27 protein-coding genes and 1 tRNA gene are annotated in these 23,765 nt (G+C 63.0%); 16 read left to right on the plus strand and 12 right to left on the minus strand.

The annotated features are described in order from the left end of the window. Positions 1-51: 51 nt before the first annotated feature. From LG385_RS12325 to LG385_RS12335, 3 genes are read right to left on the minus strand one after another with little or no spacing between them, the layout of a single operon-like run. Positions 52-1,464 (minus strand): efflux transporter outer membrane subunit, encoded by a 1,413-nt coding sequence (locus LG385_RS12325; RefSeq protein ID WP_225774527.1) that lies wholly within the window; start codon positions 1,462-1,464, stop codon positions 52-54. Next, complete coding sequence (locus LG385_RS12330; RefSeq protein ID WP_225774528.1) at positions 1,461-3,023, minus strand: DHA2 family efflux MFS transporter permease subunit; 1,563 nt, start codon at positions 3,021-3,023, stop codon at positions 1,461-1,463. The genes LG385_RS12325 and LG385_RS12330 overlap by 4 nt, the downstream gene beginning before the upstream one ends. Further along, the gene (locus LG385_RS12335; RefSeq protein ID WP_225774529.1) at positions 3,016-4,149 is read right to left on the minus strand and encodes an HlyD family secretion protein; all 1,134 of its coding nucleotides are present in this window, start codon (positions 4,147-4,149) and stop codon (positions 3,016-3,018) included. Before LG385_RS12335 ends, LG385_RS12330 begins: the two co-directional genes overlap by 8 nt. 100 nt (positions 4,150-4,249) lie before the next feature. On the opposite strand from LG385_RS12335, the gene LG385_RS12340 reads away from it, so the two are divergent. After that, complete coding sequence (locus LG385_RS12340) at positions 4,250-4,972, plus strand: CerR family C-terminal domain-containing protein (protein ID WP_225774530.1); 723 nt, start codon at positions 4,250-4,252, stop codon at positions 4,970-4,972. On the opposite strand, the gene LG385_RS12345 is transcribed toward LG385_RS12340, so the two are convergent. Beyond that, the gene (locus LG385_RS12345) at positions 4,961-6,355 is read right to left on the minus strand and encodes an MFS transporter (protein ID WP_225774531.1); all 1,395 of its coding nucleotides are present in this window, start codon (positions 6,353-6,355) and stop codon (positions 4,961-4,963) included. The genes LG385_RS12340 and LG385_RS12345 overlap by 12 nt on opposite strands. Positions 6,356-6,403: 48 nt before the next feature. Beyond that, complete coding sequence (locus LG385_RS12350; RefSeq protein ID WP_225774532.1) at positions 6,404-7,936, minus strand: MFS transporter; 1,533 nt, start codon at positions 7,934-7,936, stop codon at positions 6,404-6,406. 199 nt (positions 7,937-8,135) lie between these two features. Here LG385_RS12350 and LG385_RS12355 point away from each other — a divergent pair, with 199 nt between their 5' ends. The 4 genes from LG385_RS12355 (at position 8,136) to LG385_RS12370 (ending at position 12,062) form a co-directional block, all read left to right on the plus strand. Beyond that, complete coding sequence (locus LG385_RS12355; RefSeq protein WP_225774533.1) at positions 8,136-8,513, plus strand: hypothetical protein; 378 nt, start codon at positions 8,136-8,138, stop codon at positions 8,511-8,513. A gap of 280 nt (positions 8,514-8,793) precedes the next feature. Then, positions 8,794-10,902, plus strand: a complete 2,109-nt coding sequence (locus LG385_RS12360; RefSeq protein ID WP_225774534.1) for an amylo-alpha-1,6-glucosidase — start codon at positions 8,794-8,796, stop codon at positions 10,900-10,902. 30 nt (positions 10,903-10,932) lie between these two features. Further along, the gene (locus LG385_RS12365; RefSeq protein WP_225774535.1) at positions 10,933-11,343 is read left to right on the plus strand and encodes an ester cyclase; all 411 of its coding nucleotides are present in this window, start codon (positions 10,933-10,935) and stop codon (positions 11,341-11,343) included. A gap of 155 nt (positions 11,344-11,498) precedes the next feature. Further along, a complete protein-coding gene (locus LG385_RS12370; protein ID WP_225774536.1) occupies positions 11,499-12,062 on the plus strand; it encodes a serine acetyltransferase in 564 nt (187 codons plus the stop codon). Positions 12,063-12,120: 58 nt separating this feature from the next. On the opposite strand, the gene hpxO is transcribed toward LG385_RS12370, so the two are convergent. Then, on the minus strand, positions 12,121-13,275 hold the full coding sequence (hpxO, locus tag LG385_RS12375; protein WP_225774537.1) for an FAD-dependent urate hydroxylase HpxO: 1,155 nt from the start codon (positions 13,273-13,275) through the stop codon (positions 12,121-12,123). Between the two features lie 220 nt (positions 13,276-13,495). Here hpxO and LG385_RS12380 point away from each other — a divergent pair, with 220 nt between their 5' ends. The 3 genes from LG385_RS12380 (at position 13,496) to LG385_RS12390 (ending at position 14,589) form a co-directional block, all read left to right on the plus strand. Continuing rightward, positions 13,496-13,681: a DUF1289 domain-containing protein gene (locus LG385_RS12380; protein ID WP_225774538.1), complete on the plus strand. Its 186-nt coding sequence runs from the start codon at positions 13,496-13,498 to the stop codon at positions 13,679-13,681. Positions 13,682-13,767: 86 nt separating this feature from the next. Continuing rightward, complete coding sequence (locus tag LG385_RS12385; protein WP_181117847.1) at positions 13,768-14,124, plus strand: YajD family HNH nuclease; 357 nt, start codon at positions 13,768-13,770, stop codon at positions 14,122-14,124. Positions 14,125-14,262: 138 nt separating this feature from the next. After that, positions 14,263-14,589, plus strand: a complete 327-nt coding sequence (locus tag LG385_RS12390) for a hypothetical protein (protein WP_225774539.1) — start codon at positions 14,263-14,265, stop codon at positions 14,587-14,589. Between the two features lie 104 nt (positions 14,590-14,693). Here LG385_RS12390 and LG385_RS12395 read toward each other — a convergent pair whose 3' ends face one another. From LG385_RS12395 to LG385_RS12405, 3 genes are all read right to left on the minus strand, one after another. Then, a complete protein-coding gene (locus LG385_RS12395) occupies positions 14,694-15,191 on the minus strand; it encodes a hypothetical protein (RefSeq protein ID WP_225774540.1) in 498 nt (165 codons plus the stop codon). A 78-nt stretch (positions 15,192-15,269) separates the two neighbouring features. After that, complete coding sequence (locus LG385_RS12400; protein WP_225774541.1) at positions 15,270-15,740, minus strand: DNA methylase; 471 nt, start codon at positions 15,738-15,740, stop codon at positions 15,270-15,272. Continuing rightward, on the minus strand, positions 15,737-15,898 hold the full coding sequence (locus tag LG385_RS12405; RefSeq protein WP_225774542.1) for a hypothetical protein: 162 nt from the start codon (positions 15,896-15,898) through the stop codon (positions 15,737-15,739). Before LG385_RS12405 ends, LG385_RS12400 begins: the two co-directional genes overlap by 4 nt. Positions 15,899-16,049: 151 nt before the next feature. On the opposite strand from LG385_RS12405, the gene LG385_RS12410 reads away from it, so the two are divergent. Together LG385_RS12410 and LG385_RS12415 are read left to right on the plus strand one after the other, a co-directional pair. After that, the gene (locus tag LG385_RS12410; RefSeq protein WP_225774543.1) at positions 16,050-16,451 is read left to right on the plus strand and encodes an MbcA/ParS/Xre antitoxin family protein; all 402 of its coding nucleotides are present in this window, start codon (positions 16,050-16,052) and stop codon (positions 16,449-16,451) included. After that, positions 16,445-17,131, plus strand: a complete 687-nt coding sequence (locus LG385_RS12415) for an RES family NAD+ phosphorylase (protein ID WP_225774544.1) — start codon at positions 16,445-16,447, stop codon at positions 17,129-17,131. Before LG385_RS12410 ends, LG385_RS12415 begins: the two co-directional genes overlap by 7 nt. Before the next feature lie 570 nt (positions 17,132-17,701). Here LG385_RS12415 and LG385_RS12420 read toward each other — a convergent pair. Next, positions 17,702-17,789: transfer RNA gene (locus LG385_RS12420), tRNA-Ser, on the minus strand. Between the two features lie 179 nt (positions 17,790-17,968). Here LG385_RS12420 and LG385_RS12425 point away from each other — a divergent pair. From LG385_RS12425 to LG385_RS12450, 6 genes are all read left to right on the plus strand, one after another. Beyond that, positions 17,969-18,640: a Bax inhibitor-1/YccA family protein gene (locus LG385_RS12425; RefSeq protein ID WP_181117815.1), complete on the plus strand. Its 672-nt coding sequence runs from the start codon at positions 17,969-17,971 to the stop codon at positions 18,638-18,640. Positions 18,641-18,725: 85 nt separating this feature from the next. Continuing rightward, entirely contained in the window at positions 18,726-19,118 is a 393-nt protein-coding gene (gene tusD, locus LG385_RS12430) for a sulfurtransferase complex subunit TusD (protein WP_225774545.1), read from the plus strand. Position 19,119: 1 nt separating this feature from the next. Continuing rightward, positions 19,120-19,479 carry a sulfurtransferase complex subunit TusC gene (tusC, locus tag LG385_RS12435; RefSeq protein WP_225774546.1) on the plus strand — a complete coding sequence of 120 codons (360 nt, stop codon included), beginning with the start codon at positions 19,120-19,122 and terminating at the stop codon, positions 19,477-19,479. Continuing rightward, positions 19,479-19,772 carry a sulfurtransferase complex subunit TusB gene (tusB, locus tag LG385_RS12440; RefSeq protein WP_225774547.1) on the plus strand — a complete coding sequence of 98 codons (294 nt, stop codon included), beginning with the start codon at positions 19,479-19,481 and terminating at the stop codon, positions 19,770-19,772. The genes tusC and tusB overlap by 1 nt, the downstream gene beginning before the upstream one ends. Then, positions 19,763-20,104 (plus strand): TusE/DsrC/DsvC family sulfur relay protein, encoded by a 342-nt coding sequence (locus LG385_RS12445; RefSeq protein WP_225774548.1) that lies wholly within the window; start codon positions 19,763-19,765, stop codon positions 20,102-20,104. Before tusB ends, LG385_RS12445 begins: the two co-directional genes overlap by 10 nt. Further along, positions 20,101-21,102 carry a glycosyl transferase family protein gene (locus tag LG385_RS12450; protein WP_225774549.1) on the plus strand — a complete coding sequence of 334 codons (1,002 nt, stop codon included), beginning with the start codon at positions 20,101-20,103 and terminating at the stop codon, positions 21,100-21,102. The genes LG385_RS12445 and LG385_RS12450 overlap by 4 nt, the downstream gene beginning before the upstream one ends. Here the strand turns inward: LG385_RS12450 and cysG are convergent. Further along, positions 21,099-22,484: a siroheme synthase CysG gene (gene cysG, locus LG385_RS12455; protein ID WP_225774550.1), complete on the minus strand. Its 1,386-nt coding sequence runs from the start codon at positions 22,482-22,484 to the stop codon at positions 21,099-21,101. The two genes, LG385_RS12450 and cysG, sit on opposite strands and share 4 nt — an antisense overlap. Further along, on the minus strand, positions 22,485-23,765 hold the full coding sequence (serS, locus tag LG385_RS12460) for a serine--tRNA ligase (protein ID WP_225774551.1): 1,281 nt from the start codon (positions 23,763-23,765) through the stop codon (positions 22,485-22,487).

A 23,765-nucleotide genomic window follows, 5' to 3' on the forward strand; every position in this document is an offset into this window, starting at 1 on the left:
TCCGCCGCGCGCAGTGTTTCAACTTCTGGCGGCAGGCGTGGGCCATAACCGCTATAACGCCCAGCCCAGCCCCAAGGCCTTGTGCAAGGCGGTGAAATCTTTCAGCAACTGGGCATCGCCGGCCACGCGGTTTTGCTCCGCTTGGTAGCGGGTACGCTCAGCGTCCAGCCAATCCAGCGTGCTGGCGGTACCCGCGTGATAGCGCTCGCCGGTCAAGGTAGCGGCGCGCGTGGCCGATGCTTCGATGTCTCGCAGCAGCACCACGTTCTGCCGCTGGTGACCGTACCTTGCAAGGGCGGTGTCAGCATCGCGCAACGCCACCAGCACAACGCCTCGATAGTGCTCCAGGGCTTCGTCACGTCCCGCCTCGGCAGCGTTCACGGAAGCCGCCACTCGCCCAAAATCCAGCGCGTTCCAGGTCAACCGGGGCACTGCAAGCCAGGTGGCGTTATCCGAGCGTGCCAGGTGCGAGGGGTCCCCCGCGCTGAACCCGAGGCTGCCGTACAGGCTGAGCTTGGGAAACCAGTCGGCTGTTTTTTCGCCGATCTGTGCGTGGCGTGATGCCAGCTGCCGTTCCGCTTCCCGTACGTCCGGGCGCGCCTTGAGCAACGCGGCGGGGTCGGCCTGGGGCACGCTTGCCGGTACTTGGGGCAAAGGCCGCGCGGCCCCCAGTTGCGCGTCCAGTGCTCCCGGTTCCAGGCCGCTGAGGGCAGCCAAGCGGTCAAAGGCTTCGATGATGTCGGCCTGCAGCGGAAGGCGTTGCGCGCGCGTGGTGTCCGCCTGAGTGAGGACTTGCTCGAGCTGCAATTGCGACGCCACACCGCGCTCACGGCGCTGGCGGGTAAGCTCCAAGGCCTGGTCTTCGCTGGCGCTGGACGCCTCCACCAGGGCCAGGCGGGCTTGCCGGTCCCGCAGGTCCACATAGGCCTGCACGACATCCGCCGCCAGGCTTACCTGTACGTCAGCCAGCTGTGCCTCGCTGGCTTGGGAACTGGCGCTGGCCGCTTCGACGGCGCGGCGTGTGCCGCCGAAGAGGTCTACTTCCCAGCTGGCATCGAAGTTGGCCAGGTACAGGCTCAGCGGCCCACGCCCGTCGCCGGTACCCAGGGCGCGGGTGTCGGGAGACCGCATCCGCAGCATTGTGGCGCCCGCGCTTACCTTCGGCCGGCCGCTGGCCTGTTCCCCGCGCAACCCTGCCCGGCTCTGCCGCAGGCGCGCCTCGGCTGAGGCTACGTCCGGGCTTTGCCGAAGGGCGGTTTCAACCAGCCCATCGAGCTGCCAGTCGCCCAGCCCCTCCCACCAGCGGGCAGTTGTCGGCGCGCTCTCCACGGCCAACGGTGCGTGCGGCAAGCGCGCCGCGGCCAACGTGCTGCCAGCCACCAAAGATGGCCCTTGGTAATCCGGGCCCACGGTACAACCGCCCGAGGCAATCAGCGCCAAGGGTAAAACCAGCCGTCGAATCATGAACGAACCACCACGGGCGCCGGGCGCCCCTTGAGAATGAAAGCCAACGGCGCACAGGCGAGCATCACCAACCCCAGCAACAGGAACGCATCGTTGAAGGTCATGACCGATGCCTGGCGGGCAATGTCATTGGCGAACTGCCCCAACGCCTGCAGTTCGGCGAAGGCAGGGTCCCCTCCCTGCGCGAGGAAACCGGCGGCATGGGCTGCCAGTTGGTCCTGCGCCAACGGGCTGTTAGCGCTGACCGATTCGCGAATGGCTGCGTCGTGAAAATGGTTGCGGCGGTCCACCAGCACACCGATCAGGGCAAGCCCGATTGTCCCGCCCAGATTGCGCGCCATGTTGTACAGCCCGGCGGCGTCACCGGCATCCCGGGGCGCCACGCTGCCCATGGATAACTGGCTCAGCGGCATCATTACCAGAATCTGCGCAAAGCCTCGCAGCAGCTGGGACGCATAAAAATCATGCCCTACGCTTTCGGCCGTGAGGTAAACGTCGCACAGGCAACTGGCGCAGTAGATCAGCAAGCCCACCCCCACCAGCAGCCGCAGGTCCAGGACTTTAAGCATGCGCGGCAGCAACGGCATCAACAGAAAGGCCGGCAAGCCCGACAGCAACATGATGCCGCCGGCCTGCTCGGCGTTATAGCCAGACAGAGTGGCGAGGAACTGCGGCACCAGGTACGCGGTACCGTACAGCCCGGCCCCGATCACGGTGCCGATGAACAGCACACTCCCAAAGCTGCGATTGGCCAGCAGCTGCAAGCGCAGGATCGGCCGGCTGGCGCTCAATTGCCCCCAGGCTACCAAGGCGAAACCCACCAAGGTGCACACCGTGAGTGAACAGATCAGGCCGGAGTCGAACCAGCGCTCGCGCTGCCCCTCCTCGAGCACCACGGTCAGCGAGCTCAGCCCCAGCGCCAGCCCTGCAATGCCGCGCCAATCGGCTTCGAAGAACTGCCGCGCGTCGGCCTTTTCCGGCGCCAGCCCGGTCCACAACAGCGCAATCAGCGCGACACTGATCGGCAGGTTGAGGAAGAAGCACCAGCGCCAGTCGATATTCTCGGTCAGCCATCCTCCGATCACCGGGCCCAGCAATGGCCCCAGCAACACGGTGAGACCAAACAGCGTGGTGCCGATAGGCAGTTGGTGCGCCGGCAAACGCGTGCGGATGATGGTTTGCGCGGTAGGGATCATTGCCCCGCCAACGAAGCCCTGGCCGATGCGGCCGATGATCATCATGGTGAGGCTGCTCGACAGCCCGCAATACATGGAAAACAGGCTGAACAGCGCCGCCGTGGCAATCAGGAAGCGCCGCAACCCGAATACACGGGTGAGCCATGCCGCGAGCGGAATCATCACGATCTCGGACATCAGGTACCCGGTGGAGATCCAGGTGCCTTCGGTGCCGGTGGCGCCAATCTGGCCCTGGATCTGCGGCAGCGCCGAGTTGGTGATGGAGATATCCAGCGTGGCCAGCAGGGCGCCGAGCGAGCCGGCAATCACAGCGATCCAGTCGGTAAGCGACGCATTGGCCGGAGGTGTGGACGCCTCAGCCATGGCGCCCGTCCGAACCGCTTTGCGCACCGCTGCGCAGGTCCACGTCCACCGTGGCGGACAACCCCGGCACCAGCACATCTTTCAGGCTGTCCGGGATGTCCAGCTGAATGCGAACCGGCACCCGCTGCACGATCTTCGTGAAGTTACCCGTGGCATTGGACGGCGGCAGCAGCGCGAACTGCGCGCCGGTGCCCGGGGCCAGGCTGTCCACATGGCCTTGCAAGGGCTGGCCGGGCAGCGCGTCCACTTTCACCGTGACGGCCTGGCCCGGGCGCATGTGGCCGATCTGCGTTTCCTTGAAATTGGCCGTGAGATAAATCGCCTCCAGCGGCACGATGGTCATCAGGCGGGTGCCCGGTTGAGCGAACTGCCCTACCCGCACCGCGCGGTCGGCCACGCGACCGTCCACCGGGCTGCGCAACTCGGCGTCCGCCAAATCCAGGCCACTCTGCTCTCCGCTTGCCTGGGCCACCGCCAACTGCGCGCGGGCTTGCTTGAGCTGCGCCTGCAACGTGCCCACCCGGGCTTGTGCCGAGCGCAGGGCCGCTTCCCGGGCCGCCACGGTGGTCAGCGCGCGGGCCAGTTCGTTATTGAGGTCAGCCAGGTGTTCTTCGGTTTCAGCGCCGGAACGTGTGAGGGGCGCATACCGGGCCACCTGCGCACGGGCATGCTTGAGGTCGGCCTGGGCGCCAGCCAATTGGGCCTGGCTTTCGCCCACGCTCGCCTGCTGCTGCGCAAGCTGGGCCTGCGCGCTGGCCACATCTGCCTCGCGGGAGGCCACGGTCGCCTCGCGTTCGTCCTGCGCGGCCTGGTATTTACGGGCATCCAGCCGCGCGACAACATCGCCGGCATGCACTGCCTGGTTGTCCTTGACCAACACCTCGGCCACATAGCCGCTGATTTTCGGCGCAACGGTCAGGCTGTCCGCCTGCAGGTAGGCGTCATCGGTGCTTTCAAAGAAACGCCCTTCCAGCCACCAGTAACCGGCCCACCCCGCGGCTGCCAACGAGGCAATCAGCGCAAGCATCCGCAGTACGCGTTTACCCCGCGACGTGCGTGTATTGCCAGGCTCGGGGCTTGTGGGCGCAAGGCGGTGTTGCGCACCCAATGACTGCTCGGCAGACATGCATGACTCCAAAATATTCCAGTCGGAATAAAATCAAGGCTGGGCAAATTTTTGTCAATTGATATATTTTGCGCCGATACCTTTGCACAGGCCGCATGCCATGGCACGACATAAACCTGCCGCCGAGGGCGGCTATCAACGGGGCGAGGAAACCCGCGCCCGGCTGATTCACGCGGCAGTACGCGTATTCGGCGAACGGGGCTACGAAGGCGCTTCCACCCGCGAAATCGCCAGCGAAGCCGGGGTCAATGCCCCGGCATTGCAGTATTACTTCGACAACAAGGAAGGCCTGTACCTCGCCTGCATGGGCTTCATCCTGGACCGCATGAAGGAACAGCTAGGCGAGGCGGTAACCGCAGCCAGCGCCGCGCTGGGCGATCCACGGGTGGAAGACGAACAACTGATCGACGCGCTGCTCGGCATGCTGGGCGGGTTCGTGTCCTTCATCCAGGACACCCCGCACGCCGCGCAATGGCGGTTGTTCATGGCGCGCGAGCAGGCAGGTCAAGGGCCACCGGCGGCGTTCCGGATGCTGGACGAAAGTTTCAACCAGCGTATCGGTGGCCTTAGCCGGCAAATCATCGCGAGGTTGTCAGGCTATGCCGTGGACGACGAGCGCACCGTACTGCACTCGTTCTCGATCATCAGCCAGGGCATGGTGTTTCGCGTGATGCGCCTGCAAGTGCTGAGCGCAATGGGCTGGGACGAAATAAACCATGCCCGGATGCTGCAGGTGCGCGAGCTGCTGTTCACTCAAACGCGGCTGATCCTGCGCGGGCTGGTGGCCGAGCGGAACGCCCACGCGCCTGTGTCAGGCGCGTGACCGGCCGGGCACGGCATACAACCTGGCACCGCTGGCCACCGCGCCTGCCAGCGCGAAACCACAGCCCAGCCACAAGCACAGCTGGGCACCGGCGCTGCTGAACAGGTGGAAGCATAAAGCGACCAGGGCCGCCCCCAGGGTTTGCCCCACCAGCCGCGACGACGCCACTACCCCGCTCGCCCCACTGCTGCGCGACACCGGTGCGCTGGTCATCAGGGCCTTGAGGTTGGGTGACTGGAAGAAGCCGAAACCGGCACCGCAAACGGCCATTCGCCAGCCGATGTCCAGCGCGCTCGCGCCAGGTTCGAGCAAGGCCAGCGCGCCCATGCCCAGGCTCAGTACCAGCAACCCGAGGCCGCCCAGCAGGCCAGGTGCGATGCGATCCGACAAACGCCCGGCAATCAGCGCCATCACTGCCACCACCGCCGGCCACGGGGTAATCAGGTAACCTGTGGCCACCTGGCTGTGGCCCAGCTGCTCTTGCAACAGAAACGGCAGCGCCACGAACGCCAGCCCTTGGGTACAGAACGCGCACACCGCGGTGAGCGACGACAGCGCGAACACCGGCAGGCGATACAGGTCCACCGCCAGCATGGGCGCCGGATGGCCAGCCTGGCGCCGCCCGAGCAACACGCCGCATATGAGGGCGACGGCCAGTTCGGCGCCGATCAACACCCCATGCCCGCCCTGTACCCCCGAGCTGAGCGCCAGCACCGTGAAGCCGAACAAGCCTGAGCACAGTACGGCGGCGGTACGATCATAGGGATGGCTGGCAGGCTCGATCAGGGGCAGGTTGCGGCTGGCCATCCACATGGCGAGCAGCCCGAGAGGCACGTTGATCAGAAACAACCAATGCCAGCTGGCAAAAGACAGAATCGCCGATGCCAGCGTCGGCCCGAGGGTGAACGCCAGCCCCACCACCAGGGAGTTGATGCCCATGCCGCGACCCAATCGGGCGAACGGGTAGATATGCCTCAGCAGCACGGCATTCACGCTCATCAACGCCGCCGCGCCCAACCCTTGAACCACCCGGGCGATCGCCAGGCTGGGCAGCGACCACGCCAGCCCGCAGAACAGCGAGGCCACCACGAATACCAGCAAGCCGCCCAGGTACACCCGCCGCGGCCCCAGCACCTCACCGAGCGAGGCAAACGGCAGCAGCGTGGCCACCATGGCGAGCTGATAGGCGTTCACTACCCAGATGACCGAGGCGGGGGTGGCGCCGATCCCACCGGCGACGGTGGGCAAGGCGGTGTTAATGATGGCGGTGTCCAGCGTCGCCATGCCTACCGCGAGGCATACGGCGATAACGGCGGGGATCAGCTTATTGCGGGGTAAACCATCAGGGGCTGGCATCGTGGCGGGCAATCCTTTGTCGGACATACGGGCTCTAGGTTAGCAAATTGTCCCCACCCCACGACGAATCCCTGCTCAAGCCGTTTGCCGCGCCACACTACGATCTCGGCAAGCCAGGTAGGCCACCAGCAGCACGGCGATGCCCATCACGATCGCACCGGCGAACAGGCTGGCGTTGATTGCATTGCGGTACAGCTCGGTTACCTGCTCCAGCTGGTCGGCAGGCACTGCGGCCAGGGCTTGCGCATTGCCCAGCTGCACGCTCGACAGCGATATCGGCAACCCCGCCGCGCCGCGCGCCAGGATGTAGCTCATGATGCCGCCAGCAGTGGCCACCCCAACCGCCGCGCCCAGCGAACGGCAGAACGCCAACGCCGCGGTGGCCGCGCCCATTACCGACGGCGCAACTGCGTTCTGTACCAGTACCGTGGCGTTGGGCATGCCTACGCCCATGCCCAGGCCGAGCACACCCATGGTGAGGAAGAACCACGGCGCGCTCATGCCGGCGCGGGTAAAGGCCAACAGCAGGCACAGCCCCAGGCATTCGAGCGCCACGCCAACCAGCAGCAGGTTCACGAAATTCTGCCGGCGTGTAGAGATAGCCCCGCCCACAAAGGAGCTGATGACCATCATCACCACCTGCGGCAGCGTCATGAACCCTGACTCTGTAGGGGTTTGATGCAGCACCGCCTGGTAATACAGCGGCATGAACACCAGCGAACCCATCATGGCGAAGGCCATGGCGGCCATGGCGCAGATCGCCACAGTAAAGCGACGATTGGCAAACAGCGCCGGGTCGATGATAGGCGCGGTAGCGGCGCGCTCTACCCGGTACAGCAGGGCGAACCCCGCCAGTGCCAGCACGCCAAGGCCCAGCGGGATGGCCACGCCGCCCTCGGCGGAAAACGAGTACGCATGGGTCAGCAACAACAACGCCGACGTGGCAACGCCGAGTACCACCGCCCCGGCATAATCCACACTCACCTGGGCCTGACGCTGCAACGCGGGAAGGTTACGGAACAGCCCTGCCATGGCCAGCGCGCCCAGCGGCAGGTTGATAAAAAATACCCAGCGCCAGTTCAGGTTGGAGGTGATGAACCCACCAAGCAGCGGCCCCAGGGCGCTGCTGATGGCGAAGGCAGCGGAGAACACACCTTGGTAGCGCCCACGCTCGCTGGGCTTGACCGAACGCCCGATCACGATCTGCGACAGGGTCATCAGCCCCCCTGCCCCCAGCCCCTGCAGGCCACGCGCAGCGATCAACTGACCCATGCTCGAACACATCCCGCACAGCACCGACGCCGCCACGAACACGCCGATACTGAGCATGAACAATGGCCGCTGGCCGTACAGGTCCGACAGCTTGCCGTACAACGGCGCACTGATGGTGGAGGTGAGCATGAACACCGTGACCACCCAGCTCAGGCTTTCGATCCCGTGCAGGTCGCTGGCAATGGCCGGCAGCGCCGTGGCCAGGATGCTCTGGTCCAGGGCGCCGAGCACCATGGCCAGCAGCAGCGACACGATGAGCGCCGCCGAGGGACGGCTGCGGGTATCAGCGGCCGGCGCCACGGTGGTTTGAGCTTCTGTAACGGTAGAACGGGCCAAGAGAACTCCTGTGACGATAACGCGCGGCCGTCCATTTAGCCGAGGGTGGCCGGTGCAGGCAAGGGCCGGGAACCAATCTCCTTGTTTTCTCCTTATTTACGCGCTTCGTCCGTGGGCCCAGACAACTGTCACAAGGCGGGGTAGCATAGTGGCTGGATAGCATCAGCCAGCCTATGGAATCAGCGGTTTTTTTATGGACATGAAGGCGTTAACCCGATGTGCGTTCCTTGTGCTGGCCCTGGGCATTTCGGCCGGGCCCGCCGTGGGCGGCGAGGGTGACAGTCACGACGGCCCACGGCCGCATCATCGTGGCTACAAGGTAGGGGGCGGTGTGGTTGTGCTGGTAGTGATCGCAGCGGTCGCGGCCAGCATGGTGTTGTTCGGCGATTTCCGCCGCCGACGCCTCGGGAAGAACGAACCCGCAGCGCCTCGCCCTGCCCCTTTGCCCGAGGGCTCGGAATGGGACACCCAAGGCGCCGACGACCCCGGTGCGGACCAGCCACGCCTTCCCAGCCCCCGTCAGCGCAGGGCGCGCCGCGCGGAGCGGGCCACGGCCGAGCCGGGATCGGATACCTGAACCGCCCCGCTACAAGGGCCGACTGGCTGGGCGCAGATTTTCTTCATCACGCCCGTAGCTGTGGGGACCGCTGATCCGGGCACGCTGAACGATAGGCGGCAGGGCGCAGTCCACCCTGAACGTTCCAGCAGCAACCGCCGCGCAGCGTTGTCCCGGATTACGGCCTAACTTGCTTCTGACGCCCCCTGGATGCTACGTCGGAGGCACGCATGAAGATTACCCACGTCGCTCCTTTATGGGAGGCCGCCCACAGGCTGACCGTGAACACAGGCGTACGCCCATGAACAGCACAGGCGGCCAGCAAGATTACGTTCTGGTGGAAGGCGACATGTTTCTGGTCACCAACTCGTTCGGCGACATCACCGGTGGCGCCGACGGGCTGTTCTATCAGGATACCCGGGTACTGTCGGATTACCGCCTGAGCGTGGCCGGCCAGCAACCCTGCCTGCTCTCGGCTTCGGTCAGCCAGGACAACGTCTACTCCACGTCTCATTTCACCAATCACCCACTTCCGGTGATCGGGGAAACTTCCGCGCCGCAAGGGGTGCTGCACATCGAGCGGCGCCGATTCCTCTGGGAAGGCAGCATGCACGAGTGCATCGTGCTGACCAATTACAGCGATGCGACCGCGGCGCTTTCCGTTGCACTGCACTTTGCCGGGGACTTTCGCGACATGTTCGAGGTACGCGGTGCGCCCCGGCCCCACCGGGGCACACTGGAACCTACCGTGGTCAGTGACGGCCAGGTTGTCATGAGCTACAAGGGGCTGGATGACCACGTTCGCAACAACATAATCCGCTTCTCCGAAGCGCCGGCGATGCTCAGTGAAAACGTGGCCGAGTTTCACGTAAGTCTGGCGCCCCACGCCGATCGGGCCCTGTATGTGTTGGTGGGCCCTGTTAACCAGGCGCCCTGCCGCGAGCACTACCGGGCATGCGCGGCGCGGGCCCGGCTGGCGATGCGCAAGAAGCAGCGCCAGGGCGCGCGGCTGGTTGCTTCTGGTCGGCTGTTCCAGAGCTGGCTGGATAAATCCCGCGCTGACGTCGCCTTGCTTACTGCGGATTTTCCCACAGGCCCCTACCCCTATGCAGGCATCCCGTGGTACTCCACGCCGTTCGGCCGCGACGCGATCATTACCGCGCGGCAGTTGCTGTGGCTCGATCCCACCCTCGCGAGAGGGGTATTGCGCTACCTGGCCGAGCACCAGGCGAAGGAAACGTCGGCCTTCCGGGACGCCGAGCCGGGCAAGATCATGCATGAAACCCGTCAAGGTGAAATGTCCCGGCTGAACGAGCTACCCTTCGGCCGCTATTACGGCGGGGTGGACACAACGCCCCTGTTTATCGCACTGGCGGGCGCCTATGTGCGCCGAGTGGATGACTGGGCATTCATCGACAACCTGTGGCCACACCTCGAAGCCGCCGCTGGCTGGTTGACCCAGAACGCCGCTCGCAACCTCGACGGGTTTATCAGCTACGCCCGCGGAGAAAGCACGGGCCTGGCCAACCAGGGCTGGAAGGACAGCCACGACTCGATCTTCCACGAGAACGGCGACAGCCCGGTGGGGCCCATTTCCCTGATCGAAGTCCAGGGTTACGCCTTCGAGGCTTACCAAAGCCTGGCGTACATCGCTGAGGGCCGAGGCGACCCGGCCGCTGCCTTGCACTGGGCCCAGCAGGCGAAGCGCATGCAGCAGGCCGTGGAGCGGCATTTCTGGCAGGAGGATCAGCACTTTTATGCCTTGGCGCTGGACGGTGAAAACCGGCCGTGTCGTGTGCGGGGCTCCAACGTAGGCCACTTGCTGGCCTCAGGCTTGCCCGCGCCTGAACGGGGCCGGCTGGTGGCCAGGCAACTGCTGGGCAGCGCCTTCCATAATGGCTGGGGCGTGCGCACCCTGGCGCGGGAAGCGGCCCGCTACAATCCGATGTCGTATCACAACGGGTCGGTATGGCCCCACGACGTTGCCCTCTGCACACTGGGCATAGGCCGCTATGGGCTACATGACGGCGTGGTGCGGCTGCTGGGGGGTGTCTTCGAGGCGGCGAGCCATTTCGACATGCGCCTGCCAGAGCTGTTCTGCGGCTTCGAACGCGCGCCTGGCGAGTCACCTATCGCCTACCCTGTGGCTTGCCTGCCGCAGGCCTGGGCGGCCGGCTCGGTGTTCATGTTGCTGCAAGCCTGCCTGGGTATCTCTATTGATGCGCAGCGGGGCAAGATCACCATCACCCGCCCCCAACTGCCCTTTGGTATCTCACGGCTGGAAGTGCAACACATCGGCTTTGGCGATAGCAGCCTGGACCTCATCTTCCAGCGCGTAGGCAAGCGTATCGTGTGTTACGTCGAACGCCAGGCCGAGGGCCGATCGATACAAGTGGATGTGCGTTACTGAACAGGCTCGCCAATTCAATGAGGCTCACCCATGGCTGAACACGAGTTGCCTACGCTCTACCATGCCTACCTGACCTGCCTCAACGAACGGGACCTGGGCAGGCTGGGCGAGCATGTTCATGCCCAGGTGGAATACAACGATGCCCCCGTTGGGTTAGCAGGGTACCGCGCCATGCTGGAAGGAGATTTTGCCGCAATTCCAGACCTGCGGTTTGAAACCACTCTGCTCATTGCCGAACCGCCCCATATCGCCAGCCGCCTAGCCTTCGACTGCACACCAGCGGGGGAGCTGTTCGGGATGGCCGTGAACGGGCAGCGTGTGCGGTTTTTCGAGAACGTGTTCTATCAGTTCGAAGCGGGCAAGATCCGCCGGGTGTGGTCAGTGATCGACAAGGCTGCGATCCAGGCACAACTGCTCCCCGTTCGCGACTCGTTCCTGTAGCCGCCAACCCTGACGCACGGTGTCCACGCCAATGGGGTACCCCAGCGACCTCTCATAACTGCCATGTAGAGCCGTCTGCCTGGCCACTGTAAACACGTCTAAATTGTTACATAATGCAATCCTGCGTCACATAACCGCATCAGGCAGGAAACGCGATGGACTGGCACACACTCAAGCGCTATTGGCGTATCGAAGTCATGGGTGGCGAACATAAGCCATTCAAGCCCAAGCGAATGCTTCGTCGCATTCTCCAAAGGGAACAGGAGCATTACCTGTTCTGGTTTCGGCTGGCGCAATATTTTTACCGGCGGCCCAAGGGAGTATTGAATTATCCGAAGATCGCCCGGCGCATCCACGCCAGCCTCGTTCGCACCCACGGGATAGATATTATGTTGGCGGCCGAAATCGGGGCCGGCATTACCTTTGCCCATCGAACCGGTATCGTAATCGCCGACGCCGCGCGCATCGGGGAAAATCTGTTCATTCGCCAGAACACCACGATTGGCGTGCGCACCAGCGGCCAGAAAGGCCTGATTTACATCGGGGACAACGTTGAGTTGGGCGCCAACGTTTGTATCATCGGCGAAGATATTCATATCGGCGATAACGTCACGATCGGCGCCATGGCATTCATCAACAAGGATGTGCCTCCTGATAGTACCTGCTATACACGCCATGTCGCGACGATCCGGCCCAAGGAGGGGGCGGCGGCTGCCTAGCGCTCGCCCTCCCGCTTACCAAGGCAGCCGTTAACCACCCGGTACGAGCTTTAGTACCCTACAACGGGCCGCCGGCTGCGGTCTTGATCAGCCCGGCGATGATCGCCTCTTCACTGCCCGGCAACTCGGCGTACCAGGCCTGGGTTGCTGTCTCGTCTTCACCATGGATGATCGCCGCCCGCTCCCGTGCCTTGAGCACCAGGTTGGCAACACGGTCGGCGCGCTGCGCCTCGTAGCGCTGCAAGCCGGCCTGGACCGAACTCGCCCCCTCCAGGCTGCGCGCCAGCACCCAGGCGTCTTCCATGGCCTGGCAGCCGCCTTGGCCAATATTCGGCGTCATGGCATGGGCGGCGTCACCCAGCAATGCCACACGCTGGCTCGCCAGATGAGGCACCCTTTGCGTGTCGTGGATCTCTACCCGGGCAATGCCGGCCGGGTCCAGGCGGTCGATCAACTGCTGTACCGGTTGGGCCCAGCCGGCAAAGTGCGCCTGCAATTCCTCCCGGTATTGCTTGCGCACGTTGGGCGTGCCCGCAGGCAAGGGCACGTCGAAGAAGAAGTAGAATTCGTCGGCGCCCATCGGCATCAACGACACCCGCTTGTGCTCGCCCACGAACTGGGCCCACTCATGCCGGTCGCTCAAGGCGGCGTCCATCCTGATACGGCCATTCCAGTTCACGTAGCCGCAGTAGCGACGGTCGATCCGCTCGCCTGCAACGGTATTGCGCAGCGCCGAGTGGGTGCCGTTGGCAGCAATCAGCAAGTCTGCCTGGACCGGCTCGCCCGTAGACAGGCGCACGCTCACACCTTCTTGCGATTCGGTGTAGCCCTCGCAACCTACGCCAAGGGTGACATGCTCCGGCCCCACCGCCTCCAGCAGCAGCCGTTGCAGTTCGGCACGGGCAATGGGGCACGCGCGCTGGCGCACCTGGCGGTAGAGCGGGTCGAGGCTGAAGCGGGTCAACAGCTCGCCCGTATGGGTGGAATAGCTCATCGCACGCATATCGCCCGCCACGGTCTCTACCGCCTCACCGACACCCAGCGCATGCAGTACCTTCATCCCGTTCGGCCAGATGGAAATAGCCGCGCCGATAGGTGCCAACTCAGCCGCGCGCTCGTAGAGGTGTACGTTATGGCCCGCCTGGCGCAGGGCGATCGCCGCGCTTAGCCCGCCCATGCCTGCACCGGCGATTATCACATTGAGGTTTTGCATGATCCGTCCGCGAGGTTGATTGTGCCCGCCTAGTGTAAAGCAAGAAGCTGACCAAGTGGTCAGGTGACAGGGCAGCCGGGAACACAGGCCCCACTGGCGGCCTGGCGACCCACGGAGGTGCATTTTGTACGCTTTGCGCACCTGTTCCGGGCCAGGGCGGGACGCTTCGCTTCGCGGTATGCTTCGCTACGAGCAATCGAAGCACCGCATTGGAGGCCCCTTGGGCAAAGACGTCGAAAACCCCTGCACTTCGGACTGCAAACTCAGCGACGGTGTTTGCCGGGGCTGTGGCCGCTCCAAGGAAGAAATCAAAGCCTGGAAACGCCTCAAGCGCCCAGAGCGTGCCGCCGTGGTGCAACGGGCGCGCGATCGGTTGAAAGCGCTCAAGGGAAAGAAGAAGAAATAATGCTCGGCGCCACCATTGGCCCGAGGCCGTGGCGCAACCTGCGCGCGGGCTATAAAATGGCCGCTCACACAGACCACAGGTGCATCATGGCCACCGATACCTCCAAGCTCGATCGAATCCTCGCCGACAACCAGCGCGAGCGCGAAAGCGGTTATCGCGACAAGGCCCTGAAGATGTACCCCCACGTGTGCGGCCGCTGCGCCCGGGAGTTTTCCGGCAAGCGCCTCAGCGAACTCACCGTGCACCACCGCGACCATAATCACGACAATAACCCGCAGGATGGCTCCAACTGGGAGCTGCTGTGCCTGTATTGTCATGACAACGAACACGCCCGCTATACCGATCAGCAGTATTTCACTGAAGGCTCCCTGAGCACGCCTTCCGTTGCCAAAGCCACGCACAACCCGTTCGCCGCACTGGCGGGGTTGATGAAGAAGGAGTAAGCCAGGCGGGCTGCCACTATTGCTATTGGCAATACCCACCATCACGCTTGATGCATTCCGCTTCGCTTCGCTGCCCGGGAAAATATCGGTACTCCCTACCGCGCCCTCCCGGCCAGGAACGATCCAGGAATTCACACCGTGCGTACTTCACTCGCTATCTGCAGCCTGGCTGCCCTTGGTGCTCTGACAGGCTGCGCCTCCGCGCCCAACGAACCGACCCTCGCCCTGCAAACCAGTAAAAGCCCCGACGCTTATGCTGCCTGCGTCATGCCCCGGTTACAGGAGCATGCTTTCCACCCTACCCTTACCCAGGGCCAGCGTAATTACAGGATTGTGGTGCCCAGTTCGATTGCCGCCGATAACGTGATCGACGCTTACAAGGCCGGAGAGGGCGGGAAGGTGTTCGTGTACGAGCGCAGCCTGCTGTCGCCCGGGTTCGCACGGGTGGCGAGAGAGTGCGCTTAGGCTGAGCGACTCGATATGACGGCGTGCGATTTCTGAACGCACGCTCCAGACGGCCCGCGCGCATGCAAGGCTCAGGGACAGTATTCCCTGAGCCTTGCAACCTTTCAGTTCAGCGGAACCAGACGCGCGCGCTGCGCCTCGGTCAGCGAGTCGACCGTGCCTACGGTCAAGTCACTTGGGTTGGAAGCCGCAAGTGGCATACCCATGTCGGCCGAGGCTTGCTCTGGCAATTTGAACATTGCGCCCGTGGCTGGATCGACGATTAACATGCCAATCAGGCCGCCAAACAGAATGTTGCCCCAGTACCAACCGCTCAAGCTTGAGTCGAGCGTCACTGTTCTGTCCGCATAGCCCTGCTTCTTGAAACGCAAGGTATAGGTCTCGCCGGAGAAATAGCCTTTTCCGGACTTGAGCGTGACCGTGCTGGGCGTATTGCCCGAATGGATCACTTGCCCACTCTTGTCGGTAATTTCAAACGAAGCGCCAGCCGGCGCGCTCGATACGTTTACCGGGTATTTCGACTCGCCCAGGATACTGGCGCAACCACCAAGCCCCAACGATGCAACGAGGGCAAAGACCGCCCCAAAATGTCCCGCTTTCATTACCGCTCCTTTGTGCCTTCACTGGCTATGGCTCGAATCGGCCGGCGGCAATTGTATCGCAATAGTGTCAGAATGGTATCACTGCTCTAAAAATCCCGAACTAGAAGGGTGTGCGGCTCCATACAGCGCCCTACCGGCCTCGCGCATGAAGATTTCCACCGTCTTGGGGCCGATACCCTTGAAGGCCTGGAGCCGCTGTTCGAGATCGGACAGATCGGCGCTTGCGTGATGCAGGTTCACTACCTTACCGGCATATTCGTCGCTCAACCGTTGCGCCAGGGCAACCAGGCGGTCGGCAGTGGATTCGTCATAGCGCGCATAGCCCGCCTCCCCAAGCATGGCCACCAGGTCGGCATGACGGCAACGGGCAAGCTTGCGCGGTGTATCGAGCTGATGCTTGTCCACGATCACTCGATACGCCTGCGCGGCGATCTCGGCGCGGATGCGCTTGCCCATCAGGAAACTGGCGATCAGCCACTTGAACAGGCTGGCTTCATCGTTATTGTGCAGGGTCAAGTTCAGGTCCTGGGCCGTAACGGTCCTGCTCATGGGCCCACGCGCTCCTTGTTCTCGGCAGGCTCGGTAGCATCCGAGGGCAGTGGATCGCTGACCGCAGGATCGTCCAGGTCCACGTCAGGCTCGGGAATGCCTTTTACAGGTTCGAATATATCGGGGGTAACGCCCGGGGTTTCAGGATCAATGCTCATGCCCAACCTCCACGTTTATGCCCTACCTGAACCTTTGGAACCGTGCGAGCCGATCCCGTGCGGCGGATGAACTTGAAAAATTGCGAAGGAGTTGATCCATAGACTCATATACTATAGTTTTGTGTCTACAGATTAAGCACACGAGATCCTGATGAGCCAGCCTATCAACGCACATGCACTTTCCACCAAGGACGCGGGGGCAGTCGCGTTGCGCACAGCGGTAACCATCATGGAACGGTGGAAAGCCACTACCCGCCAAATCGAAAACACCCTGCGGATATCACGCAGCACTTATGCGCGCGCCAAAGATCAGGACCGCACCGTAAGTCTGGACAGCGATCAATTCGCGCGTATCAGTCTCATCCTCAACATACACGCGGCGCTGCGCACGATCTTCGACAACCCTGAAAACGTGTACGGCTTTCCTTCCCTGAAGAATGACAATGATTTCTTCAATGGGCAGGCGCCTCTGGACGTGATGTCCACGGGTTCATTCATCAGCCTTTATGAAAGCTTTCGCCGTATCGACGCGCTGCGGGGCGCCCAATGGTAAGCGCGGTGGAGCTGACCGCACTTGGCGGCGACACGCTCAAGTGTTATCGGCTGGTGAACTCCAAGTACCCTCCAATCGATCTGTTCGACGATGTCGCCAACGCGGAGGAGTTCGAGATCCTTTACCAGGTTCAGGCGCTGACCAACCCGCGCCTGCAAAATGAGATAGGCATGCTCGATCTCATTCCACGCAGTGAAATCCCGTTCGGGATCACAGGGTGCGCGTACGCCACGGCCCCCTTCACCCACGTGAATCCCAATGGCTCCCGCTTCAGCGACGGCACGTTCGGGGTGTTGTATTTGGCCGACACCATGGAAACCGCGCTTGCCGAGGTCCGCTATCATCAAGAGGCTTACTGGAGCAAGGTTCAGGGGCTGAGCTACGAGCGCTTCGTGTTTCGCGGCCTGGCGTGCCGGTTCGACGAAACGGGGATACTGGACGCCACGGCTCTGCCGCCCACCCACGCGATTTACGCGCCAGACGATTACAGTGCATCCAGGCTACTGGGGCGGGACGTAAAGAAAGCAAAAGCCCCCGGCCTGCGTTATCACTCGGTTCGCTCGCCAGGTAATACCTGCTGGGCACTGATGACTCCCCGCCGGGTAGCCTCGATCATTCAGGCCGGCCACTATGAGATGGTCTGGAACAAGCAGATCACCAGCGTGAACAAGTTGGTGTAGGCGCCACGACCATCATGTGCTTCGCACCGAACCTACTTAGGCCTAAGATGGGAACATTCGATTGGCCAAGGCAGCGTAATGATTCCAGGGTACCGTATTCGCTTTTACTGCTTGTTAGGCGTGCTTTTGTGCGGGGCGGGTATGGTGTTATTCGTAAGCGACGTGCTGAACGCCCTTCTCTACCAGAGCTTCAATGCCATGACCGGCTGGCGTAGGCATCGCGTTTGGGAACACCTGACAGTGTCAGCGAACCCTATACGCTTTTGGATATACCTTGCATTGCCGGCATTTGGCGCGGCAGCGTCGACCTATGGGGTATACAAACTGAGCCGGGGCGTCTTGCTAGGTAAGCAAGCGTATAGATGCTGGCAGGATCCAGAGTGGATCAACTGAAAGACCAAGACAATGGCAATGGCGTCACCCAACCCGCAAAGCCCTGACGCCGGCGCAGCAAAGGCTCGGGATTCCGAGGCCCGCCCAAAGCCAACCGACAAACCAAGGAACAAGCTAGGGCTGGCCAACCGCACAAACAAAAAAGCCCTGAATAATCAGGGCTTTGATGAAAAATGATGGCGGAGGCGTAGAGATTCGAACTCTAGGATAGTTGCCCATCGACGGTTTTCAAGACCGTTGCCTTAAACCACTCGGCCACACCTCCTCGTATTGCGGGCGCCATCATACCGGAATGAAACAAGCTGTCAAACACTGCTGCTCGCCCTACCGCGCCGCTTTGGTATGCTGTTTTGCGACTAGAGATTTCCGGGGCGGATACGGCGCTTGCCCCCGGGCCGAAAGGCCTGTTCAATCGCCTCATCAACGACCTAAAGGAGTTTCGCCATGCGCGAACAGGATTACACCCTCAGCCACGGCGCGAAGGGCGCCGAGCTGGAAGTCAGTCGAGTACTTCGCAATACCTATGGCCTGCTGGCCCTCACCCTGGCCTTCAGCGCGGTCTGCGCCTTCGCCGCGCAGCAGATGAACGTCCGCTACCCGAACGTGTTCGTGGTGCTCATCGGCTTCTATGGCCTGTTCTTCCTCACCAACAAGCTGCAGGATTCGGTCTGGGGCATCGTTTCCACCTTCGCCCTTACCGGTTTCATGGGCTACATCCTCGGCCCTGTGCTCAACCGTTACCTGGGCATGGCCGGTGGTGCGGAAATCGTCAGTTCGGCGTTTGCCATGACTGCCCTGGTATTCGGTGGCCTGTCGGCCTACGTGCTGATTACCCGCAAGGACATGTCGTTCCTTTCCGGCTTCATCACCGCAGGCTTCTTCGTGCTGCTGGGCGCGACCCTGGCCGGCCTGTTCTTCAACATCAGCGGCCTGCACCTGGCGATCAGCGCCGGCTTCGTGCTGTTCTCCTCGGTGTGCATCCTCTTCCAGACCAGTGCGATCATCCACGGCGGCGAGCGCAACTACATCATGGCCACCGTCAGCCTGTATGTATCCATCTACAACCTGTTCGTCAGCCTGCTTCAGCTGTTCGGCCTGATGAGCCGCGACGACTGATCACTTGCTTTACCCCGGCCCGCTTCGGCGGGCTTTTTTATGCGTGAGCGATTAGAATTCAGCTGTCGCCCAGCCCGGAAACGCTATGAAGTTCGCTATCGCCGTATTTAGTCCGCCGCATGCTCCGGCTACTCGACGCGCCTTGCGCTTCACCGAGGCAGCGCTTGCGGCGGGGCATGAAATCACCCGTGTTTTTTTCTATGGCGATGGCGTACATAACGCGTCGGCCAACATCGTTGTGCCTCAGGATGAATTCGATAGCGCGGCAGCCTGGCGGTTATTGATCGCGAACAACGGCCTGGACGGCGTGGTGTGCATCGCCGCGGCGTTGCGGCGCGGCACCCTGAACGCCGAAGAGGCAGCGCGCTGGGAGCGCCCGGCGGCGAATGTCTTACCGCCCCTCGAGCTTTCTGGCCTGGGTCAGCTGCACGAAGCAGCGCAGGCAGCCGATCGTTTGCTCTGCTTCGGAGGCGATTGAAATGGCCAGGTCCCTATTGATTGTCAGCCGCGGCGCGCCCTGGAGCGGCATGACGGCTCGGGAAGCGCTGGACATTGCCTTGGCTGGCGGCGCCTACGACTTGCCTGTGGGCATGCTTTTCATGGATGACGGCGTATTCCAGCTGGTCGACGGTCAGCGGCCCGAGGCAGTGAAGCAAAAGAACCTGGCCGCGAACCTCCAGGCCCTGCCGCTGTTCGGTGTGGAGGCCCTCTTCGTCTGCGCGGCCAGCCTGGCCGAACGCGGGATCGACGACAGCCAGCTTACGCTGTCGGCGGAAATAACGGGGCCAGAGGGCTTGTCGGCGTTGTTCAACCAGTTCGACGAGGTCATTACGCTCTGATGGCAACCCTGCATGTAATTTCCAGTTCTCCATTCACCGACACCCGCCTGGGCAGCTGCCTGCGTACGCTGGGGCCTGATGATGGCCTGTTGCTTTGCGGTGCAGCGGTACAAGCATTGCGGCGGGGTACCGTGGCGGCGCAAAAGCTCGACCAGCTCGCCTCCCCACGGCTGTATGCGCTGAACGAGGATTGCGAAGCGCATGGGATTGAACACTCCAAGGCCCAGCCCATCGACTACCCTCAGTTTGTCGAGTTGTCCCTGGCCTATGACCGGGTGAATACATGGCTGTAAGCGCGCTGGCTATAGCTGGCAAACACATCGAAGTCGACAAGGAAGGCTTCCTTGTCGACTTGGGGGACTGGTCCCTGGAGGTTGCCACCGCGCTGGCACAGGCGGAAGGCATTACGCTTACTCCGGCTCATGAAGAGGTACTGATAGCACTGAGGCGCTTTTATGCCGAATTTCAGCTGTCACCTGCCACGCGGCCGCTGGTGAAATACATAGCGGCCCAACTGGGGCCCGACAAGGGCAACAGTGCCTACCTCAACCATCTGTTCAAGGGCACCCCGGCCAAGCTGGCTGCAAAGCTGGCGGGCCTGCCCAAACCGGCCAATTGCATATGACGACGATCGAACCGCTTCGCCTCGACACCCCGGCCGAACACCCCTTCGCCGAGTTCGTACGAATACTGGGCAAAGGCAAGCGAGGCGCGCGTGCGCTTACCCGTGAGGAAGCCTTCAGGGCGATGGGCATGGTGCTCGACGGTGAAGTCGAGGACACCCAGCTTGGGGCCTTCCTGATGTTGCTGCGGCACAAGGAAGAAAGCGCCGAAGAGTTGGCGGGGTTCACCGAGGCCGTCCGCGCCCGGGTAGCCGCCCCGGCACTGCGAGTGGACCTTGACTGGCCTTCCTACGCCGGCAAGAAACGCCACCTGCCCTGGTACCTGCTGGCGGTGAAATGCCTGGGCCAAAATGGCCTGCGAATTTTCATGCACGGCGGAGGCGCCCACACTGCCGGGCGGCTTTACACCGAACACTTGCTGAGTGACCTGGGCATTGAGCTGTGCCGGGACTGGCCACAGGTGCGCGCCGCCCTGGACGCCTCAGGAGTGGCCTTCGCACCGCTGTCCGACTGGGCAGGCCCCTTACAGCGCATGATCGACCTCCGAAACACCCTGGGATTGCGCTCCCCTATTCACTCCCTCGCGCGGGTGCTGAACCCCCTCGGTGCTCGCTGTGGCTTGCAGAGCATTTTCCACCCGGGCTATCAGCCTGTGCACCGTGAAGCCAGCCGGTTGCTGGGGGACACGTCTATCGTGATCAAGGGGGACGGCGGAGAGCTGGAAGTGAACCCGGACGCGGCCTGCCATCTCTATGGAGCAAGTGGCGGCCAGGCTTGGGATGAAGAATGGCCACAGCTGTCGGCGCAGCGGCACCTCAAACCCGGCTTCCTGGACCCGGCACAGTTGGAACGGGTATGGAAGCGGGAAACGGAAGACCGCTACGGCGAACTGGCTGTGGTTTCGACCATGGCCCTGGCCTTGCGCGGCCTGGGCAAGCCTCGTGAAGAGGCTTTTGCGACCGCGAAAGCCTGGTGGGATGCTCGGGACAGCAGCCGCTAGGCGCTGCCTTCGAACCAGGCGAGCTTGTCGCGCAGGCGAACCACCTCGCCCACGATCACCAGCGTTGGCGCATGCACTTCATGGCGGGCCACCAGCGCTGGCAGATCTGCCAGGGTGCCAGTAAACACCCGCTGGTGGGCCGTGGTTCCCTGCTGCACCAGTGCCGCCGGGGTGTCGGGTGAACGGCCATGGCGGATCATGCCTTCGCAAATAACCGGCAAACCCACCAGGCCCATGTAGAACACCACTGTTTGCGCGGGGGCCACCAGGTCATTCCACGGGAGGTCGCTGCTCCCATCCTTCAAGTGCCCGGTCACGAAGCGTACCGACTGTGCATAGTCCCGGTGCGTCAGCGGAATGCCGGCATACGCAGCGCAACCACTGGCAGCGGTAATGCCCGGCACCACCTGAAAGGGAATGCCATGGGCCGCCAGCTCTTCGATTTCCTCGCCGCCGCGGCCAAAGATGAACGGGTCGCCGCCCTTCAACCGCACCACGCGCTTGCCTTGCAGGGCCAGCTCTACCAGTTGGCGGTTGATCTGGTCTTGGGGCAGGGCATGATCCGCCCGCCGCTTGCCCACGTAGATGCGCTCGGCATCCCGTCGGCAGAGTTCGATGATGGCGGGCGCCACCAGGCGGTCATAGAGCACTACATCCGCTTGCTGCATCAGCCGCAGCGCCTTGAAGGTGAGCAGATCGGGATCACCCGGCCCGGCACCTACCAGGTAAACCTCGCCCGGCGCATGAGGCGGCGCGCCTTCCACCCGCTCCGCCAGCATGCTGGCCGCCTCGCTGCCACGGCCAGCCAGTTGCCGCTCGGCAATCGGCCCCTGGAATACCTCTTCCCAGAAGGCCCTGCGTTGATTCACCTCGGGAAAGCGTTGCTTTACCCGATCGCGAAAGCCCGCCGCCAGCTTGGCAAGTTCACCATAGGCCGACGGAATCCACGCTTCGAGGCGTGCGCGGATCAAACGCGCCAGCACCGGTGCATCGCCTCCGCTGGAAACGGCCACTACCAACGGCGAGCGGTCAACGATGGCCGGGAAGATAACGGTGCACAGTGCCGGTGCATCCACCACGTTGACTGGAATACAACGGTGCTGCGCCTCCGCCGAAACCTGTGCGTTGAGCGGTGTGTCATCGGTTGCCGCGATGACCAGCACGCAATCGGTCAGGTCCTGAGCGTGATATCCGCGCGCGCGAACTTCACCGCCGCTGCTTTCAGCCAACGCAACCAGCTGGCTATCCACTACCGGAGCAACCACCCGCAGCACCGCGCCCGCATCGGCCAGCAGGCGAGACTTGCGCAGGGCGATCTCGCCGCCCCCCACTACCAGTACGACGCGCCCGGACAGTTTGTGAAACAGCGGCAGGAAATTCATTCAGCCAATGACCTCAAGGCCAGCCATATAAGGTTTGAGCACTTCCGGCACCCGGATGGAGCCGTCGGCCTGCTGGTAGTTTTCCAGCACCGCTACCAGGGTACGGCCAACCGCCAGGCCGGAGCCGTTGAGGGTATGGACCAACTCGGGCTTGCCGGTTTCCGGGTTACGCCAGCGGGCTTGCATACGGCGTGCCTGGAAGTCGCCGGTGTTGGAGCAGGACGAGATTTCCCGGTATTTGCCCTGGCTGGGCACCCACACTTCAAGATCGTAGGTCTTGACTGCGCTGAAGCCCATGTCACCCGTGCACAAAGCCAGCACGCGATAAGGCAGTTCAAGGAGCTGGAGTACACGCTCGGCGTTGGCGGTGAGGCCTTCGAGGGCTTCCATGGATTTGGAAGGCTCGACCACCTGGACCATCTCGACCTTGTCGAACTGGTGCTGACGGATCATGCCGCGGGTATCCCGGCCGGACGCGCCCGCCTCGCTGCGGAAGCATGGCGTATGGGCCACCAGCTTCAACGGCAGCACCTTGGCATCGAGGATCTGGTCCGCGACCAGGTTGGTCAGCGACACCTCGGCCGTAGGGATAAGGTACAGGTCCGCCTCGCCGTCGCGGGCAATCTTGAACAGGTCTTCCTCGAACTTGGGCAACTGCCCCGTGCCCTGAAGCGCCGGGGCCTGGACGAGATACGGGGTGTAGGCCTCTTCGTAACCGTGCTCGGCCACGTGAAGGTTGATCATGAACTGCGCCAGGGCACGGTGCAGCCGCGCAATCGGCCCGCGCAGCACCGCGAAGCGTGCTCCAGACAGGCGCGCGGCGCTCTCGAAATCCAGCCAGCCGAAGCGTTCGCCCAGGGCGACGTGATCCTTGATTTCGAAATCGAAGGCCGCAGGCGTGCCCCAGCGGCGCACTTCCAGGTTGTCGTCTTCATCCTTGCCCACCGGCACCGAGGCGTCAGGCAGGTTGGGCAAACCAAGAAGGATGCCGTCGAGCTGTGCCTGAATGTCGTCCAGTTCCGCCTTGCCCTGGGCAAGCTCCTGAGCCATGCGCTCCACGTCCGCCATCAACGGGGCGATGTCTTCGCCACGGGCCTTGGCCTGGCCAATGGATTTGGATCGACTGTTGCGCTCCGCCTGCAGCTGCTCGGTACGGGTTTGCACCACCTTGCGCTGGGCTTCCAGCGCTTCGATGCGAGCCACATCAAGGCTGAAGCCTCGGGTGGCAAGGCGCTCGGCTACTTCTTGCAGTTGGCCGCGTAACAGTTTCGAATCGAGCAT

The sequence above is a fragment of the Pseudomonas sp. Marseille-Q5115 genome, from assembly GCF_916618905.1.
GTDB lineage: Bacteria > Pseudomonadota > Gammaproteobacteria > Pseudomonadales > Pseudomonadaceae > Aquipseudomonas > Aquipseudomonas japonica_A.